Below are 16,819 nucleotides of genomic sequence, written 5' to 3' on the forward strand. Positions count from 1 at the left end.
GTCCGCAGCGACCGCGCCTTTCGGAGGCGGCAGCTTGGCTTCCTCCTCCGTGATCAATTGAATCGCATGCGACGTCCCCGGAACCAAGAGACATGCGGCAACGAACCCGACCAAGACATTCCGCTTCATTCCCTGCCCCCCTTCCCTCATTTGATCGTCAACGTAAGCCGCCATCGCCGATGATCGTGTACGGCGCCCAGAACAGCGGATGCGCATAGGCGAACTCTGTCTTGCCTTCGCTGTTGAGATAGCCCGAACCATCGACGAGCGCCATCGCCGCCTGGCGCAGCGCTTCGCTGCGCGGCAGCTTGGGATCCTCGGCCTGCCGCTTGAACAGGTCGGTCACGAGCTGCCGCGCCGACTGTGAATGCACCGACCAGTTCGTCACCAGCAGCGCGCGCGTTCCGGCATAGAAGAACGCACGCCCGAGCCCGGACGCTGCCTCGGCCCCTGCTCCGGCCCCGGCTCCGGTGTTGCAGGCCGACAGGATAACCCAGTCCGCATCGAGCTTGAGACCGAGTATCTCCTCCATGGTCAGGAGGCCGTCGCCGCCCTCGCCCGTCACCGCCGGCGACGACAAGGCGAGCGCCGGCTGCGTCAACCCGTTCAGCTCGCCCGGGACCAGTCCATGGGTGGCAAAGGCCAATATCCTGAAGCCGGACAGGTTCATGCTCTTGACCGCGCTCTCGGTCGCGCTCTTGCCGAGAAACAGCACCTTCGAGGGGTCCGCCTGCAGGGCCAATGCGATCGATTTTAGCTCGTCGGCGGTGTCGGGCAGGCGAGGCAACAGACCGAGCTCGGCGCTGTCGACACCTTCGAGCTTGGGACTGTTGCGCCGCTTCAGCGGACCGCCGCGCGTGATATTGCCGCCGGCATCGGCGACCTGGATCTTCTCCCCGCCGCCTTCCGCCTCGGCGTGCTGTTCGCTGTTGAAATAGGGATCGCCGAAGGCCACGAGGTCGCCGCGGCCGGGCTTGCCCGGCGGCAATTGCCGCAGGGTGCGCAACGCCGCCGCCGACGGCACCGTCGACACCGCATGGGTTCGCGCCAGCCACGGCACGTTGCGATAACCGACGAAGAGTGGGTCCTCCTCCGAGGCCACCTCCGCCGGTGCGGTCGGCAACAGAGACAAAGGCAGCAATCCCAGCGCCCCGTTGGTCACGACGATCAGGTTCTTGGCCGGCTTCCAGCCGCTCTCGACCGGCTTGAGCAGCAGCTCGTAGAGCTCGTGGCCGAGCTTGAGATCGAACGGCGGAATGTCCGAGATCATCGCGGCCTGCGGCTCCAGCGCTTCGCGCAGCTTGCGGATCTTGGTCTCGATGTCGCCGCTCTTGGCCTGGACCGGCGCGAACACCACCGGTCCCGACCTCGGCACCGCCCAAACAAAGCTGCCGTTCTGACCGAAATAGAACGACAGCATGGCCTCGTCGTCGGCCAGCGTCGCGCGGATCTCGGCGACGCTCGGCGGCTTGGGCGACACGAGATCGGCATAGGTCGGGAATTTCTGCTTGATCTCCTGCCGCGCCTTGTCGCGCTGGCCGCGCAGAGTCCCGATCGAGGCCTGAATCTGCTGGACGCCTTTTTCGTCGCGCTCCGCTGCGGGAAGCGCGAGCACATTGTTGAGCGTGCCGAGCTGGGCGTTGACCTGCTTGGTGAGATCCTGCTCCTTGCGCACGAGTTCGGCGAGCGCGGGATCCTTTGCCGCCGCACGCGCGCTCGAGGCTGCCAGCGCCTGCTGCACCGAGCGGCCGCGGACGGCATCGGCGAGGCTAAACGTTTCTTCGCCGATATCCTTGCCTGCTCCTTCCCTCCCGAGCAGCAGCAGATAACTCTCGACGATGGTCTGCAGCCGCTGGCTGCGCGCGGCCACCACAGTCGTGTTCTCGTCATCGGCGTTTTCGTTGGCGCTCGCCATCATGACCGGGATGGCGGCCTTGAACTCGCGGATGGCTTCTGCATCGCGGCGGGCGCGCATCAATCCGACCGCCAACGTGCCGCGCGCCGAGGCGGTGTCGAAATGATTGTCCCCGACCCGGGCGATCTGCTTCTTCACGAGCTGCTCGGCGGCGGCAATGCCCGCGTCCAACTGCCCGGAACCATAGAGCGACAGGATACGAGACGGATTGAGCTCGAACACCTGACGGCGCTGCGGATCCCATCCGGCGACGGCCTTGTCGATCCGCGCAAACATCTCGCTCGCTTCGGCGTTCTGGCGCCGGAGCGTCAGAATGCCGGCGAGCTGCGACAGCAATTGCACCGTTGCCTGCGAGTCCTCCGGCACGCCCACGGTCTTGTTGATCTCGAGCGCGACGCGGCCGAGCTTCTCGGCCTCTTCGTAACGGCCCTGGTCGACCAGAATGCCCGCCAGGCCCATCACGAAACGCGGCGTGACAGAGTTGTACTTGCCCGTGTCCTTCAGTCGCGAGAGCAGCGCGCGGCGCGCATCCACCTCGGCCTCGGCGAGCCTCCCCTGCTTCGCTTTCATGCGCGCCTGGCTCAACACGGCCCCGTCGATCGCCTGCAGCAGAATGGTCTCCGCCGGCGGATCGTCCGAGTCCATGATTGCCTTCATGCTTGCGCGCTTGCGCAGCTCGGCATTGCGGTAGGCGGCCTCGGCATCGGCAAACTGTCCGCGCGCCTCGAAGATCAAGGCACGAGCGAGCTCCAGTTCACCTTCCCAGCTCTGGCCGAACTTCGCATAGGCCGCCCGCCAATTGGGATGGCCGCTGGTGCGGGCCTCCTGGATCGCGGTCTGGCTGCGGCGGAGATAGGCTTCGGCCTGTGAGAGATCGCCCATCTGGATGAGAACAGCTGCAATCCCGCGGTTCGTCACGAACTGCATGCCCTTGGCACCGGGCATGCTGGCCGATTCGCGCAAGAGCCTCTGCATGATCTCGAGCGAGCGCCTCGGATCGCCGGCAACGGCGTGCTGCAGGGACTGAAGCTGCAGCATCCGGCCCAGCAAGTTCGGATTGACGGCGCCCCGCCCGACTTCCACGGCCTTGTCAGCGTCGGACATCGCTTCGCCGAGCCGGCCGAGCTGCGCGCGCGCGTTGGCGCGATCGAAGTAGAGCTGAGCGAGGTCCTGACGGGATTCCTTGCCGGTGGGTACGGCATCGGCGTCCGACTTCAATTCGGCGATCATCTTCTCGTCGGGCTTGTCGCCGTCGAGTACCGCCGTGATGTCGGCAATGCTGCGCGGCGGCGCGACGAAGTCCTTCGGAAGTGCAGTGCCGGCTTCAAGCTTGGGGGCAGTCTCCTTTGGAAGCTCGACGGCAACATTGGCGCGGCCATTGGCGGCGTTCAGCGCCGCCATCGCGCAGGCCCTGACCTGGGGCGAAGCCTTGGCGCGGCAAGCTTCGAGATTGGCGCCGCCGGAGCGCATGCAGGCCTGCACGATCGGCTTGCCGACCGTCATCCGGCAATTCTCGATCGCCGCCTCCCTGGACAGCGCGGCCGCGGAGCCGGTCGATAGAAGCAGAATGGCAAGTGCCAGCAGCTGGCGCGAGGTGACGTCCGGACGGCTCTTAAACGGACCAATGGCGTCTAAGCTCATCGAAGGACCTTTGGGAAAATGACTTTAAGAAACGAGCTGATCCTATCCCGACCGCGGGGAAGGACAAGGGCAATCAATGAGGTTCCCGGCCGCCTCAACGGGGCCGGCCCGGCTCTGGCCGGCATGCGATCCGAGGATCACGCACGGATACGCGGCTCCAGGCCGGTCGCGCAGATGGACCGCGGCGAAAGCCGCGCGTCACCCCTTGGAGACGACCGCCCGGCCGTAAGGCGGCTGCGCCGCGACCGGCGGGTTGGCGGTCTGGGCGGCGAGTTCCCCGATCAGGCGATCGGCGTCGGCGGCCATGCCGTCGGGCGCCTGGATCACCAGGCGCTCCAGCGCCCAGCGATAGGATGAGATACGCTGCTCCAGGCACTGCTGCACCCACTGGATGATCAGCGAATTCTCCTGCATGCGCGCGACCGCGTCGGCCTTCTCCCGCGGCGAGAGCGCGGAGACACGCGCCATGCTGGCATCACGCTTCCTGTCGAGATCGATGACACGGATCGCAGTGCCGAAGAACGGCTCGAAGCGGGTGATGTCGTTGCGCACGTCCTCGATCAGCTGTGCATAGCGCGAGGAGTGCGAGCGGTGCGGCTCGTCGATCAGCGTGCGTCCGTACATGGTTCGGTCGAATACGACCTTCTGCCGCCAGGGCGAGGGCAGCGCCTTGTAGTCGCCGAACACGCTCTTCCACGCCGGGCGGGATAGCGGCGGCTCGATCATGGGATAAGCGAGATCGCGAAGCTGGCGCTCCTCGTCGGTGAGCTGGAATTGCGATGGTCTCAAGCCGACGCTGGACGTGACCTCCGCGCCCAGCCAGCGATGCATGTCGTCGCTGCGCATGCTCTCGCGGGTGCGGCCGAAATCGCCGCCGCTGCAGGCCGCGAGCAACGCGCCTACCAGCGCGAGCAGGGCGGCCGATAGGAGGGGCCGGATCTGGCGGATGGCGTCCGGCATTGCATGGAGCCGGATGTCAGCGGCGACGACGACGGCGCCTGGGCGCCGTGCCCTGCTCCGGCCCGCGGTCGCCGCTGGTTTCGTCCGCCTCGCGCTCGATACGGATCACGGGAAGGATCAGGACCGTTCCCTTGTCCGCGCGCGGAGCGACATCCCCCGACGAGCCCACCCGGCGACCGGCCGGAAATTCAATGATGGTCCCCATGTCAGCTCTCTTCGATTGCCGCGCGACCGAACGCGCCCCTGCAACATGCATTCATTAAGATCAGCTCATGGTTAACGGGGTGTAAACGCGGTGGCCGGACCGTAGCCTCACGGCACGGGCATGCCGTCCCGTTGCGGCACGACAACAGCTCAAATTACGGGGCCGGCTTCACGCCTCGTTTTCCTTAACGAGGCTTTAAAAGAACCTGCGCTAAGTTCCTTGGGAAGTACTCTTTTCCGAGTTGCGTAAGTCTCCATGACCAAGTCGCTGTTTCCCGGATTCGACGGGCTGATGACCCTCTCCCGTCGCGAAGGTGTCGATGTCCGTCCGACGCTGCTCCGCGTGCTGACCGACCTGTATGTCCAGACGAGCACCCACAGCGACGACGAGCAGCGGCAGTTCGTCGAGCTTGCGACACGGCTGATCGACCAGGTTGACGATGCGACGCGCGCGGCCGTCAAGGCGCGGCTCGCGGTCTATCCGCATACGCCCGTCCCCGTTCTGCAGAAGCTCGGGCTGGTCGCGACGCAAGAAGGCCGCCGGGTGCCGTTGGCCAGGGAGATTCCCGCTCCGCCGGCCGCGCCCTTACCGCCGCGCGAGCGGACCGATGCCGAGCAGCGCATGGCCGCCAACATGGCGATGCAGCCGAAGGAAGCGGCCGAGATCCACGACATGTTCTTCCGCGCCGGCGCCTCCGAGCGCGCGCCGATCCTGCACAATCTTGCGCAGACACCGCTGAAAGCCGCCCCCCGCATTCCGACCGTGCGCGCCAAGCGCGCGATCCAGATCCTGGAGATGGCCGCGATCGCGGGCGACGTCGAGAGCTTCGCTTTCGAGCTCGGCGACAGCCTGATCCTGCCCTCGCGCGTCGCAGCCCAGATCGTCGACGATGCCGGCGGCGAGGCACTCGCGGTCGCCGCGCGCGCGCTCGACATGCCGAGCCCCGTCTTCCAGCGCATCCTGCTGTTCTTCAAGCCGGAGATCGGGACGTCCGTGAACGCCGTATACCGGCTGTCGCGGCTCTACGATCGCCTCAGCGACCGCGCGGCCCTGGTGATGCTGGCAGCCTGGCGCGGCTCGACGCTTGCCGTGACGCGGGCGAAGTACCAGGCCGGTCTGCACGACGGCGAACGCCAGCGCGCCCGTGCCGGAGCAAGTCAGACGCGGCAGAGCATGCAGCCCGGTGCGATACCGCCGCGCCGCACCGGCACCGATGGATCTTCGGAGCGCTGATTTGCACGGCCGCTGCCAAGCGTGAGGCGCGCGGCATCTCGGCTCGTCATTGCGAGGAGCTCCTGCCACGAAGCAATCCAGAACCCCTCCGCGGACGGAGTCTGGATTGCTTCGCTGCGCTCGCAATGACGGTGAAGCAGCGGCTACGTCTTCGCCAAATCCAGGAAATGCCGCCCGGCGCGATCCTCGGTCTCGACGATCCAGGCGTCCGGATCGAAGCGGATTTCCTTCGTCAGCCGTTCCTCGACGGTTTGCTCCGGCAGTGGCTGCGGCGCGACCGGCACGAAGAAGCGATCGACGGGCCGGCCGTCGTCGTAGACGGTCTGCGGCGCCGGTGCATAAAGCATCGCATTGCCGTCGAGCAGCGACACCTTGACGAACACCGCCCCCGCCTCCTCGGCGCCACGACGCCGCACGGCGCCGAACACGCCCTCGGTCTGGCAGCGGCGCAAGTAAGCCGCCACCCAAATGTTGGATTTCAAACGCATGAGTCCGACGATAGGCCAGCGCGAGGCCTCACGCCAGCCTCACCTCGTACGTCTCACGCCTTCCGCGTGCCGTCCTGACCACCGCGAATCTGCGTCGCGATGAAATATGACAGCGGCATTGCGAGTGCAAATCCCACCGCCACGGCATAAGGAATGTTCCTGATGGCATCGGCGGCGAAGCTCGGGACCATCAGCACCACGATGAGGCTGATGCCCGCCAGCGTCGTGCCGAGCATGATCCAGACGAGAATCGAGACCTTGAACATGATGACCTCTCTTCCTTGATAAGATGAGCCATCATGGTCCTGCGGCCGCCGGCCGTCATTGATCCCACTCAAATCGCGATTGTAGCGGATCCCGCCTGTCGTGCCGACGCCGGCAATTGACTTGCGTCAATGACAATTGACGTTCGGCTATTCGACGGGATGGCCTATCGCAGCGGCAAGTTCGCGCAGCAGCCGATCGGACAGCTGCCCGGTGACCGGCATCTTGTGCTCGCGCTCGAATTTCTGAATCGCGGATTGCGTCTCGCCACTCATCGTGCCCGTGATCTTCAGATTGCCATAGCCGTATTCCGAGAGCGCGCGCTGCACGCCGGCGATACGGCGCGCGGCCGGGCTTTGCACCGGAACCGGCGCAGGCGGACGGAGAGCCGAGGGCGGCGTCGAAGTCGTCGCCTTGACCAGATTGGCCATCGGATCATTCGCGCGCGTCGCCGCGGTCGTCTCGACGGCTTTTTCCGGCGGCTTCTCGGCGGCACGTTCGGCGTGTTTGGGCTCGATGCGGAACTCGGTCGCGCGCGGCTCGAGCGGTGAGGTGTCGGCGCCGACGGGCCGCGGACGCGGCAACGGATTCGACAGCGGCACCGCCGACGGCGGGGGAAGATTGATCACCGTGCCGAACATCGGCGCGGGGTGCCGCCCGGTCTGGAGGAACAGCGCATTGGCAACGATCGCACCGATCGCGCCGACGGCGACGAGGCCAGCCAGCGTATCCTTGGGGCTGTGCAGCAGCACGCGCATCACGAGGTTGCGCTCGGTCTCGACGTCGATGACCGCGGCCTTGGCGCCACGGCGGCGCGGAGCGGTTTCGTCCTTGGCAGGCTTCCTAGGCACTTTTCTTCACCGGTGCGGGTTCGTCCTGAGTTTGATCTTGAAGGTCCTGACGCAGCACAGGCGTCAGGGTCGCGATTTTGCTCTCGCTCGGCTTCTCGTTGGCAGGCTTGACCTGCGGCGGCGTGTAGACGAGCGGCAGCTTGACGGTGACGGCAGTGCCCTCGCCCAGCCTGCTTTGTACCGTCAATTCGCCGAGATGCAACGCCACGAGGCTCTTCACGATCGAAAGCCCGAGACCGGTGCCTTCGTGACGGCGCTGATAGGTCTTGCCGGCCTGGAAGAACGGCGCGCCGATGCGGTTGAGGTCGTCGGGAGCGATGCCGACCCCGGTATCGCTGATGCATAGCGTCAGCTGCGAACCGGAAACCGCAGCTGCCACGTGAACCTGACCGCCGCGCTCGGTGAATTTGATGGCATTGGCGACAAGGTTGAGCACGATTTGCTTGAAGGCCCTGGGATCCCCGGTCATGATCGGCAGGTCCTGCGGCGCGTCGGTGACGAGGTCGATACCGCTTTCCCGCGCCTTCAGCGCCAGCAGATTGCAGCAATGGAGCAGCGAGGCGCGCGGCGCGAACGGCTCCGATGCAATCTCGAAATTTCCCGATTCCATCTTCGACATGTCCAGGATGCCGTTGACGACCGAGAGCAGATGCTGCCCGGAATCGTTGATGAGCTGAGCGTATTCCTTGCGCTGGGCCGCGCCCAGCATCAGGGCCTGCTCCTGCGCGATCATCTCGGAGAAGCCGATGATGGCATTGAGCGGCGTGCGCAGCTCGTGGCTCATGGTGGCGAGGAAACGCGTCTTGGCGGCATCGGCAGCTTCCGCCGCGCTGCGCGCCTGATCCAGTGCCTGCTCGAAAAGCTTCCGATCGGTGACGTCGCGCATCACGGCGACGACCTCGGCCTCGTGGGTGGAATCACGACCGATACCCTGACGGCCCGGATCCCGTTCGAGCGGGCGGCAGCGCATCTCGACCCAGATGAAATCGACCTGACCGCGCTCGGAGTCGCCAGGCTCCCGCCGCAGCCGGAACTCGACGCTGCGCACGTCGCCGCGTGCCGCGTCGGACAGAGCCGTGAGATAGGCCGGCCGATCGGCGACATGGACGCGGTCGAAGAGGCCGTGGCCGAGCAGCCCTGCCACCTGCGTGCCGAGCATGGACTCCACCGCCGGCGAGATGAACTGTACCGCGCCGCTGCGCTGATGGCGCGAGATCACATCGCTCATGTTCCGCGCCAGCAGGCGGTAACGCTCTTCCTCGCGTGACAAGAGCGCCACTCCGGTGCGCGCGAGCGACTCCGCGCCAAAGGCGAGGCCCGCGGCATAAAAGGTTGCAGACGCAACGCCGAAGGCCATCAGCACGGCGCGCTCGGCAGCGCTCGGCTCGGCCACCGGCAGCCAGCCGAATTGGCTGATCAGGATCAGCATGCCGGCGCAGGACAGCGCGAGCACCGAGGCAAAGGCAACGACGCGACGCGAGGCCGACAGCGCAGCTTCGAGGGGAACCACGATGAGCCAGACCGCGGCGAATGATTCGATGCCGCCCGTCGTGACCGCAACCGCCATGATCAGGCCGGCGAGCGCCAGCGAAGACAGCACATGCGCGCCCTCAAAGCGGCCGGTGCGCGACAAGAACCAGGACAGCGTGATTGGCGCGATCAGCCAGGCAAAGGCGGCGACCTCGATCGCACCGGGTGCGCCGCGCATGGCGAGATAGAGCGGGAATGCGGCGAAGGCTGCGAGGCTGCCGAGCAGCCGCGGCGCCATGAAGGCACGATGGCGCGCTCGCATCAGCGCATCGTAGCGCGCGGAGGGATGCAGCAGCGCATCGAGACAATCGCGGATGATACTCAAAACTGTCACGGGTCTCGCGCTTCGACTCAATCGTCTCTTGGAAGACGCGCCGGAACGCCTCCTTGTCGTTGAGCCACCGTGTCAGAGCGACCTTAAACGAGTGCTAAGGCGCCACCGCATGTGGCCGGACATCGCCCCATCGCGTAGCTTTTTAGACGATTTGGAGATGTCTTCATTAGGGATGGTGAACACAGGGTTTCACCTCGCCGCGCATGGTTTCGAATTGGTGGATGCGGGGCTGCCACGGCAAATCACGGGCGCGAACGTCAATCGAAAATTTACGACACCGCCGATTGCGAAGAATTCTGCGTAAATTTTCCGCGAATTAAGCTCAAGGCAATCACTTGCGATTTATCGAGGCTTGCTAGGTCCGGCCTCCGCGGGAGATCGCCGCGGGCGGACTCTAACAGACAGGTCGCAGGATGCGCTTTCTGCTTCGCATCACATTCTGGCTCGGGCTGGTGCTTGTGCTCCTGCCGCGGGACAAGACGCCCGAATCGGAGAAGCTGCCGCAGATCGGCGCCGCCGACGCGGTGCAGGCTGCGACCGCGGCCGTCTCCGACATGACCCAGTTCTGCAAGCGCCAGCCGGCGGCCTGCGAGGTCGGCGGACAGGCCGCGACCATCATCGGCCAGCGAGCCCAGGACGGCGCGAAGAAGATCTACCAGATCATCAACGACAAGAAAGAGCAGATCACGAACGAGAAGAACGAGAAGACCGACAAGAAGGCGCCCGACCATACCGGCTCAATCGCGATGGCCGGCGAAGGCGACATTGCTGCGAGCGAGGCGCCGCGCGACACCCTCAGCCAGGACGACCTCGCGCTGGAATGGCGCGGACCCGAAGCTGCGAATTAGCACCCAACCCTATCGATTTCACGGCTCCGCGTCCCTATATTGGCTGGAATGGAACTATTGGCCAGCATGACGACAATCGACGAAATCAGGGACAATTTCGAGCTTCTTGACGAGTGGGACGACCGCTATCGGTATGTCATCGAACTCGGCCGCACCCTGGAACCGATGTCGGAGGCGGAACACTCCGCCGCCAACAAGGTGCAGGGCTGCGTCAGCCAAGTCTGGCTGCAGAAGCTGGTCGACCGCAGCAACGGCGAACTAACCCTGAAATATCGCGGCGACAGCGACGCCCATATCGTGCGCGGGCTGGTCGCGATCGTGCTCGCGCTCTATTCGGGCCGAACGCCGCAGCAAATCCTCGATACCGATGCGATCGCGGTGTTCAACGAGTTCGGTTTCCGCGATCATCTGACGCCGCAGCGCTCCAACGGCCTGCGCTCGATGGTCGAGCGCATCAAGACCGACGCGAAAGAGGCACTCGCGGAAGCGTCGTAGAAATTTACTTCCGCTTCCGCTGCTGCTGCCCCAAACCCATCTGCTTGGCCAGCTGCGAGCGCGCCACCGCATAGTTCGGGGCGACCATCGGGTAGTCGGCGGGCAGGCCCCATTTCTCGCGGTATTGCTCCGGCGTCATGTTGTACTGCGTGCGCAGATGGCGCTTCAGCGACTTGAAGCGCTTGCCGTCCTCCAAACAGACCAGATAGTCGGGCGCGATCGACTTCTTCAGCGAGACGGCCGGCTTGGCCGGCTCTAGCGGCGCGGTCTCGGTACGGCCTGACGACACCCGCACCAGCGCGCCATGCACCTGGCTGATCAGGTTCGGAATCTCGGTCGCGGGCGTCGGATTGTTGCTGAGATAGGCCGACACGATGCTCGCGGTCAGCTCGATGAAATTCTTCGCTCCCGCGTCCGACATGCATCCATCCCTTCTCCGGCCTGCGTCTCACCGGATTGACGATGCCAAAGTATTCCGTGTCAAGAATACATTGGGCTGAAACAGGACAACTGACGACGATGCCGTGATTACTGGGAACGGCGTTGCTCTACTTGAGCCGGGCGACCTCAACCGCGCTGATCGAGATGGGCGCGGAGTTCGTCGATCGAGGCAAATCGCATCATCCCTTCCGGCATCTGCGCCTCGATCGAGCCGTCGGAATAAAGTGAATAGGCCATGCCGTCGACGACGCCGGATTTGAGGACCGTCACGGGTGCGGGCTCGACAGGCGGCGGCGGTTCGGGCGCAGGAGTCGGGGCGGCTTCCGCAAAGGTCGAAGGCGAGCGCGGCGGCGGGCGGCGCGAGCCGCCTGGCGGCTCCGGCGGGCGTGTGCGGTCCGGCTTCGGCCAGGCAACATCAAAGCTCGCGGGCGGACTGTCAGCGGCTCCGCTCGACTCCTCGGGCGGCAGCGCACTTTCAGTGCCTTTCGTCTCTGCGCGCTCACGCTCCTTGCGTGAGGTCGAGGCGAACAGCAGGTTGCGCCGACGCGGCGCTTCAGGCGCGGCGGGCGGCGTAGCGGCTTCCGGCTCCTGCGGTCCCTCGGCGCGCGGCCGCTCGCGCGCAGCAGCTTCGCTCTGCCAGGGTGGCGGGCTTGCCGGCGGCGGCGCAGGCTCGCCCCTCGCAGCAGCGACCGGCTCGGGCGCGAGGCCGTCAGGCAGGGCCAGGCCGGGCAGCACGGGCCTGACCCGAACCTCGGACGGCGCGATCGCACCAGCCAGCCGGCGCGCGATACCCTTCAGCTCGAGCAGCACCAGATGCATGCCGACCAGTAACATTCCGGAGCAGACGCCAATGGTGCCGGCGATTATGAGGGTCCCGCCGAGGCTGAATTCCCTGATGGTCAGGCCGGAAATGATCGCAAGGAGACCCGCCAGGACGGCGCAAATCCCCACGATCAACAATGCCAAGTTCATCGAACTCACCCCCGGGGGCCGCGCATCCACACGCGACAACCGCTACGCCACGATACCGTCATACGATGTTCCACGCCAACGGCGAATTGAGGGCCGTGTTCCCAAGGGGAAGGAAATCAGGGACTTATTCACATTCCCTTCAGCTCCGGCTCACTACTGCTATGGCTGCTCTCAGGCAGGCGGAATTGCTGCATCGCATCAGGAATTTAGCCATAATGGCCAATTACTTGGTAATGGAACTGCGCTATAGGGAATCCGGGGAGCAGGCCCGCGCGCACCAGTTGGGCCTAGAGGGGATTCCGGGGCACCGATAGCCATGACATCGATCACGACCTCGGCGATCGAGACGCCCCTGCGGCGCTCGGTCGAACGGACTTGCGACGATCTCGCCATGCTGGTGCTGGCTGCGGTTGCCGTCATTGCAGGCCTGACCTTCCGAGACTACGGGCTCGGCTGGGACGATTACACCCACGCTGAATATGCGGACTTGCTGCTGCGCATGTTCGGTTCCGGCTTCAAGGATACCGCGGCGCTCTCCTTCGCCAATCTCTACATGTATGGCGGCGGCTTCGACATGGTCGCGGCCCTGCTCCACAAGGTCATCCCACTCGAGTTGTTCGAGACGCGACGCCTGGTCGGCGCCATCGTCGGCGTGATCGGGCTTGCCGTGACGTGGCGGCTCGGCCGCCGGATCGGGGGTCCCCTTGCCGGTCTGGCCTCTCTCCTGCTGCTCGCGCTCTGCCCGATCTTCTATGGCCACATGTTCATGAACCCGAAGGATGCGCCCTTCGCGGTGTCCATGATCATCCTGATGCTGGGGCTCGTCCGCCTCGCCGAGGAGTATCCGCAGCCATCGCCGCGCACGATCCTGATCGTCGGCTTGGGCGCAGGCCTGTCGCTCGGTTGCCGCGTTCTCGGCGGGCTCGCGCTTGTCTACGCCATCATTGGCTTCATACCGCTGTTCCTTGAGGAATTGCGCAACGAGGGCTTTCGCGAGTCTGTCCGCCGCTTCGCCCATGTCATCTACGTGCTGCTGCCCGGCCTCGTGCTCGGCTACCTCGTAATGGGGCTGATCTGGCCGTGGTCGATCATGGAGCCCGCCAATCCTTTCGAGGCGCTGACCTACTTCTCGCACTTTTTCGAGAAACCCTGGAAGGAGATGTTCGACGGCGCGATCGTGTCCGTGCCCGACATGCCCTGGTCCTATCTGCCCACGCTGTTCGCACTCCAGTTGCCCGAGGTGATGCTGGTGCTGATGGCGGGCGCCGTAGTCGGCACCTTCGCCATGCTCCTGCACCGCAAGGTCCCCGCGCGGCGCAAGACCATCCTCCTGATGCTGACGCTCGCCGCGACCCTGCCGCTCGTGATCGCCATGGTGAAGCGGCCGGCGCTCTACAACGGCATTCGCCATTTCGTCTTCGTGATCCCGCCGATGGCTGTGCTCGGGGGTGTCGCCTTCGCCTGGACGATGGAGCGCCTGCGCGCCAATCACCGCACATGGCAGCCGGTCGTACTCGCGACCTTCTGCTTCGGCCTGGCGCTCCCGCTCGCCGAGATGATCCGGCTGCACCCTTATCAGTACACCCACTTCAATCACATCGCAGGCACCGTCCGCGGCGCGGACAACCGTTTCATGCTGGACTATTGGGGCCTCGCGCTGAAGCAGGCCTCCGACGAACTGCGCGAACAGCTCGTCGAGCGCCAGGAAGTGCCGCCCAGCAGTCGCAAATGGAAAGTCGCGGTCTGCGGTCCGCAGCGCCCGGCCCAGGTCGCGCTCGGCCCCGACTTCACCATCGGCTGGGACTCCAACGCGGCCGATTTCGCCATGACGCTCGGCGAGTTCTACTGCAAGGGCCTCACGGCGCCCGTCATGGTCGAGATCAAGCGCGACGACGTGGTGTTCGCCCGCGTCTATGACATCCGCGGCCGCAGCATTTCCAGCCTCCTGTCGATCCCGGCGCCGTAGCAGTTTTCTCCGGGCCGTATCGCTTCCGCCTTCACTCTTCGAGCTACGGCGGACAAGCATGCGGGCTGCGCGCGACAGCCAAGCTCCCCGCGCCTTGCCGCAAACTTCGACCAAGACTACGCTTCGCTCCGCAACAACGAAGTTCGGAGAGACCAGCCATGTCGCCAGCAGAAGCCCGTCTGAGGGAAGTGCCGTCCAACATGACGGAGGCGGAGTGGCAGCAACGGGTCAACCTCGCCGCCTGCTATCGCCTCGTCGCGCTGTACGGCTGGGACGATCTGGTCGACACCCACATCTCCGCGCGCGTGCCCGGCCCCGAGCATCACTTCCTGATCAATCCCTACGGGCTGATGTTCGAGGAGATCACTGCTTCCAGCCTCGTCAAGGTCGACCTGCACGGCAACCAGCTCTCCGAGAGCGAATACAGCATCAACCCGGCCGGCTTCACCATCCATTCGGCGATTCACGAGGTGCGTGAGGACGCCATCTGCGTGCTGCATCTCCACACCCTCGACGGCACCGCGGTGTCGAGCAGCGCGGAGGGCCTGTTGCCGCTGAACCAGACCGCGCAACTGGTCACCCACGACCTCGCCTATCACGACTATGAAGGCATCGCGCTCGATCACGACGAGCGGCCGCGGCTCCAGAAGGATCTCGGCGACCACAACCACATGCTCCTGCGCAACCACGGCACCCTCACGGTCGGCCGCTCGGTCGCCTCCGCTTTCGAACGCATGTATCATCTCGAGCGCGCCTGCTCGATGCAGGTGCGCACCCGCGCGCTGGGCACGCCGGTCTACCCGGTCGATGGCACCGCGATCGACAAGAACACCGAATTGCTGTCGAACCGCGACCGCGCCGAGCTGCGCGCGACCAACCTGGTATGGCCGCCCTTGCTGCGCAAGCTCGACCGCGTCAACCCCGGCTACAGGTCTTGAGATATCCGTGACCTGGTGTAGAATAGCTCCAACGAACCTCTACGCCTTTTGGAATGAAACGCCGCCCAATCCCGGGCGGCGTTTTTATCTGGCAGCCAATCCGCTCGTCGTGCGCGGGCTTGACCCGCGCATCCATTGCAGAATGATCTGGCCTGATGGATTGCCGGGTCAAGCCCGGCAATGACGCCGCTGATGCCGACCTCTTACTTCACCTCCGCGAGCGCCGCGAGAATGCGGGCCCAGGAGCGGATGCCCTTCTGGAAGCTCCGCAGGTCGTATTTCTCGTTCGGTGAATGGATATTGTCATCGTCGAGACCAAAACCCACCAGCAGCGAGTCGAGGCCCAACGTGCGCTTGAAGTCGGCGACGATCGGGATCGACGCACCTGAGCCCATCAGCACCGTCTCCTTGCCCCATTCCTCCGTCAGTGCCTTGCTGGCGGCGGCGAGCGGCTTCATGCTCCAGTCGAGGGCGACAGCGGGCGCGGCGGAATGGTCGCCGAACTCGACCTTGCAGTCGCCGGGAATCCGCGAAGTCACATAATCGCGGAAGGCCTTGCGGATCTTCTGCGGGTCCTGGCCCTGCACGAGGCGGAACGAGACCTTCGCCGAGGCATGCGAGGGGATCACCGTCTTGGAGCCCTCGCCGATATAGCCGCCCCAAATCCCGTTGACGTCGCAGGTCGGACGCGTGGACGCCTGCTCGATCAGGAGCCGGCCCTTCTCGCCGGCGGGAAGCGACAAGCCGACGGGCTTGAGGAACGTGTCGGGCGTGAATTCGAGCTTCTTCCACTGTGCCAGGATGTCAGCGGGCGTGTCCTTCACTCCATCATAGAAGCCTGGAATGGTGATACGGTTGTCATCGTCGAACAGGCCGCCGAGAATCTTCGTAAGCACCCGGATCGGGTTCATCGCGGTGCCGCCGAACACGCCGGAATGCAAGTCGCGATTGGCAGCGGTAATCTTCAGCTCCTCGTAAAGCAGGCCACGCAGCGAAGTCGTGATCGCCGGCGTGCTGGGATCCCACATGCCGGTGTCGCAGACCAGCACGTAGTCTGCTTTGAATTCGTCCTTGTTGGCTTCGATGAAAGGCACGAAGTTCTTCGAGCCGACCTCCTCCTCGCCCTCGATCAGGAAAGTGACGTCGATCGGCAGCGAGCCCGTGACCTTCTTCCAGGCGCGGCAAGCCTCGACGAACGTCATCACCTGCCCCTTGTCGTCCTCAGCGCCGCGCGCGACGATGATCTTGCGGCCATCGGCATGATCCGCGACGGCGGGCTCGAACGGCGGACGGTGCCACAGATCGAGCGGATCAACCGGCTGAACGTCGTAATGGCCGTAAAACAGCACGTGCGGCCGCCCGCCCGCTCCGGTCTTGCCGACTACGGCGGGATGGCCCGCGGTCGGCCGTACCTCGGCGGCTACACCGAGGCTGGCAATGTCCTTGGCGAGATGCTCGGCCGCAGCCTTGCAATCGTCCGCGAAGGCCGGGTCGGCCGAGATCGACTTGATCCGCAACAAGGCGAACAGGCGCTCCAGACTGTTGTCGAAATCCTTGTCGATGTGGTCGAGCACGGATTGGAGCTGCGTGTTGGACATTGGCGTGTTCCTGATTGCGGGGTCTCGATATGTCTGCGCTTTTAACGCCGGCGCCGCGCCAGGACCAGTCACGACACGACGCAGCAGACCAGCGAACGCCGGAGGACCCCTGACGCGGCCTGTGAGTGCGCCGAAAGCAG

General features: G+C 65.1%; 15 protein-coding genes. 5 read left to right on the plus strand and 10 right to left on the minus strand.

Going from position 1 to position 16,819, the window contains the following annotated elements:
- Window positions 1–157 precede the first annotated feature (157 nt).
- From K408_RS0117675 to K408_RS0117685, 3 genes are all read right to left on the minus strand, one after another.
- Window positions 158–3,556, minus strand: a complete 3,399-nt coding sequence (locus K408_RS0117675) for a CHAT domain-containing tetratricopeptide repeat protein (RefSeq protein WP_024339809.1) — start codon at window positions 3,554–3,556, stop codon at window positions 158–160.
- Window positions 3,557–3,754: 198 nt separating this feature from the next.
- Entirely contained in the window at window positions 3,755–4,516 is a 762-nt protein-coding gene (locus K408_RS0117680; protein WP_024339808.1) for a hypothetical protein, read from the minus strand.
- A 16-nt stretch (window positions 4,517–4,532) separates the two neighbouring features.
- Window positions 4,533–4,721 carry a hypothetical protein gene (locus K408_RS0117685; protein WP_024339807.1) on the minus strand — a complete coding sequence of 63 codons (189 nt, stop codon included), beginning with the start codon at window positions 4,719–4,721 and terminating at the stop codon, window positions 4,533–4,535.
- Between the two features lie 255 nt (window positions 4,722–4,976).
- Between K408_RS0117685 and K408_RS0117690 the strand changes: the two genes are divergently transcribed.
- Window positions 4,977–5,954 carry a DUF2336 domain-containing protein gene (locus K408_RS0117690; protein WP_024339806.1) on the plus strand — a complete coding sequence of 326 codons (978 nt, stop codon included), beginning with the start codon at window positions 4,977–4,979 and terminating at the stop codon, window positions 5,952–5,954.
- Window positions 5,955–6,097: 143 nt separating this feature from the next.
- On the opposite strand, the gene K408_RS0117695 is transcribed toward K408_RS0117690, so the two are convergent.
- The 4 genes from K408_RS0117695 to K408_RS0117710 all read right to left on the minus strand — a co-directional run bounded on the left by K408_RS0117695 (window position 6,098) and on the right by K408_RS0117710 (window position 9,421).
- A complete protein-coding gene (locus tag K408_RS0117695) occupies window positions 6,098–6,442 on the minus strand; it encodes a DUF1491 family protein (RefSeq protein ID WP_024339805.1) in 345 nt (114 codons plus the stop codon).
- Between the two features lie 53 nt (window positions 6,443–6,495).
- Entirely contained in the window at window positions 6,496–6,708 is a 213-nt protein-coding gene (locus K408_RS0117700; protein ID WP_024339804.1) for a hypothetical protein, read from the minus strand.
- 147 nt (window positions 6,709–6,855) lie between these two features.
- Entirely contained in the window at window positions 6,856–7,557 is a 702-nt protein-coding gene (locus K408_RS0117705; protein ID WP_024339803.1) for a peptidoglycan-binding domain-containing protein, read from the minus strand.
- Window positions 7,550–9,421, minus strand: a complete 1,872-nt coding sequence (locus K408_RS0117710; protein ID WP_024339802.1) for a PAS domain-containing sensor histidine kinase — start codon at window positions 9,419–9,421, stop codon at window positions 7,550–7,552. The genes K408_RS0117705 and K408_RS0117710 overlap by 8 nt, the downstream gene beginning before the upstream one ends.
- A gap of 413 nt (window positions 9,422–9,834) precedes the next feature.
- On the opposite strand from K408_RS0117710, the gene K408_RS0117715 reads away from it, so the two are divergent.
- Together K408_RS0117715 and K408_RS0117720 are read left to right on the plus strand one after the other, a co-directional pair.
- Window positions 9,835–10,269, plus strand: coding sequence for a DUF5330 domain-containing protein (locus K408_RS0117715; protein ID WP_024339801.1), 435 nt, complete (start codon window positions 9,835–9,837; stop codon window positions 10,267–10,269).
- Between the two features lie 66 nt (window positions 10,270–10,335).
- Window positions 10,336–10,764 (plus strand): SufE family protein, encoded by a 429-nt coding sequence (locus tag K408_RS0117720; protein ID WP_024339800.1) that lies wholly within the window; start codon window positions 10,336–10,338, stop codon window positions 10,762–10,764.
- A 4-nt stretch (window positions 10,765–10,768) separates the two neighbouring features.
- Here K408_RS0117720 and K408_RS0117725 read toward each other — a convergent pair whose 3' ends face one another.
- Window positions 10,769–11,185 (minus strand): Ros/MucR family transcriptional regulator, encoded by a 417-nt coding sequence (locus K408_RS0117725; protein WP_007608200.1) that lies wholly within the window; start codon window positions 11,183–11,185, stop codon window positions 10,769–10,771.
- Between the two features lie 146 nt (window positions 11,186–11,331).
- Window positions 11,332–12,177, minus strand: a complete 846-nt coding sequence (locus K408_RS0117730) for a hypothetical protein (protein WP_024339799.1) — start codon at window positions 12,175–12,177, stop codon at window positions 11,332–11,334.
- Window positions 12,178–12,493: 316 nt separating this feature from the next.
- Here K408_RS0117730 and K408_RS0117740 point away from each other — a divergent pair, with 316 nt between their 5' ends.
- Together K408_RS0117740 and K408_RS0117745 are read left to right on the plus strand one after the other, a co-directional pair.
- Entirely contained in the window at window positions 12,494–14,143 is a 1,650-nt protein-coding gene (locus K408_RS0117740) for an ArnT family glycosyltransferase (protein ID WP_024339798.1), read from the plus strand.
- Window positions 14,144–14,301: 158 nt separating this feature from the next.
- Window positions 14,302–15,081 carry a class II aldolase/adducin family protein gene (locus K408_RS0117745; RefSeq protein WP_024339797.1) on the plus strand — a complete coding sequence of 260 codons (780 nt, stop codon included), beginning with the start codon at window positions 14,302–14,304 and terminating at the stop codon, window positions 15,079–15,081.
- A gap of 203 nt (window positions 15,082–15,284) precedes the next feature.
- Here K408_RS0117745 and K408_RS0117750 read toward each other — a convergent pair whose 3' ends face one another.
- Window positions 15,285–16,679 (minus strand): M20/M25/M40 family metallo-hydrolase, encoded by a 1,395-nt coding sequence (locus K408_RS0117750; protein WP_024339796.1) that lies wholly within the window; start codon window positions 16,677–16,679, stop codon window positions 15,285–15,287.
- Between the last annotated feature and the right edge of the window lie 140 nt (window positions 16,680–16,819).

The organism is Bradyrhizobium sp. in8p8 (assembly GCF_000426845.1).
Taxonomy (GTDB): domain Bacteria; phylum Pseudomonadota; class Alphaproteobacteria; order Rhizobiales; family Xanthobacteraceae; genus Bradyrhizobium; species Bradyrhizobium japonicum_C.

Coding starts and splice junctions, on each gene's coding strand:
- K408_RS0117695 (WP_024339805.1), bottom strand. CDS start 6,442: ATGCGTTTGAAATCCAACATTTGGGTGGCGGCTTACTTGCGCCGCTGC.
- K408_RS0117730 (WP_024339799.1), bottom strand. CDS start 12,177: ATGAACTTGGCATTGTTGATCGTGGGGATTTGCGCCGTCCTGGCGGGT.
- K408_RS0117680 (WP_024339808.1), bottom strand. CDS start 4,516: ATGCCGGACGCCATCCGCCAGATCCGGCCCCTCCTATCGGCCGCCCTG.
- K408_RS0117715 (WP_024339801.1), top strand. CDS start 9,835: ATGCGCTTTCTGCTTCGCATCACATTCTGGCTCGGGCTGGTGCTTGTG.
- K408_RS0117685 (WP_024339807.1), bottom strand. CDS start 4,721: ATGGGGACCATCATTGAATTTCCGGCCGGTCGCCGGGTGGGCTCGTCG.
- K408_RS0117745 (WP_024339797.1), top strand. CDS start 14,302: ATGTCGCCAGCAGAAGCCCGTCTGAGGGAAGTGCCGTCCAACATGACG.
- K408_RS0117725 (WP_007608200.1), bottom strand. CDS start 11,185: ATGTCGGACGCGGGAGCGAAGAATTTCATCGAGCTGACCGCGAGCATC.
- K408_RS0117700 (WP_024339804.1), bottom strand. CDS start 6,708: ATGTTCAAGGTCTCGATTCTCGTCTGGATCATGCTCGGCACGACGCTG.
- K408_RS0117675 (WP_024339809.1), bottom strand. CDS start 3,556: ATGAGCTTAGACGCCATTGGTCCGTTTAAGAGCCGTCCGGACGTCACC.
- K408_RS0117720 (WP_024339800.1), top strand. CDS start 10,336: ATGACGACAATCGACGAAATCAGGGACAATTTCGAGCTTCTTGACGAG.
- K408_RS0117690 (WP_024339806.1), top strand. CDS start 4,977: ATGACCAAGTCGCTGTTTCCCGGATTCGACGGGCTGATGACCCTCTCC.
- K408_RS0117740 (WP_024339798.1), top strand. CDS start 12,494: ATGACATCGATCACGACCTCGGCGATCGAGACGCCCCTGCGGCGCTCG.
- K408_RS0117750 (WP_024339796.1), bottom strand. CDS start 16,679: ATGTCCAACACGCAGCTCCAATCCGTGCTCGACCACATCGACAAGGAT.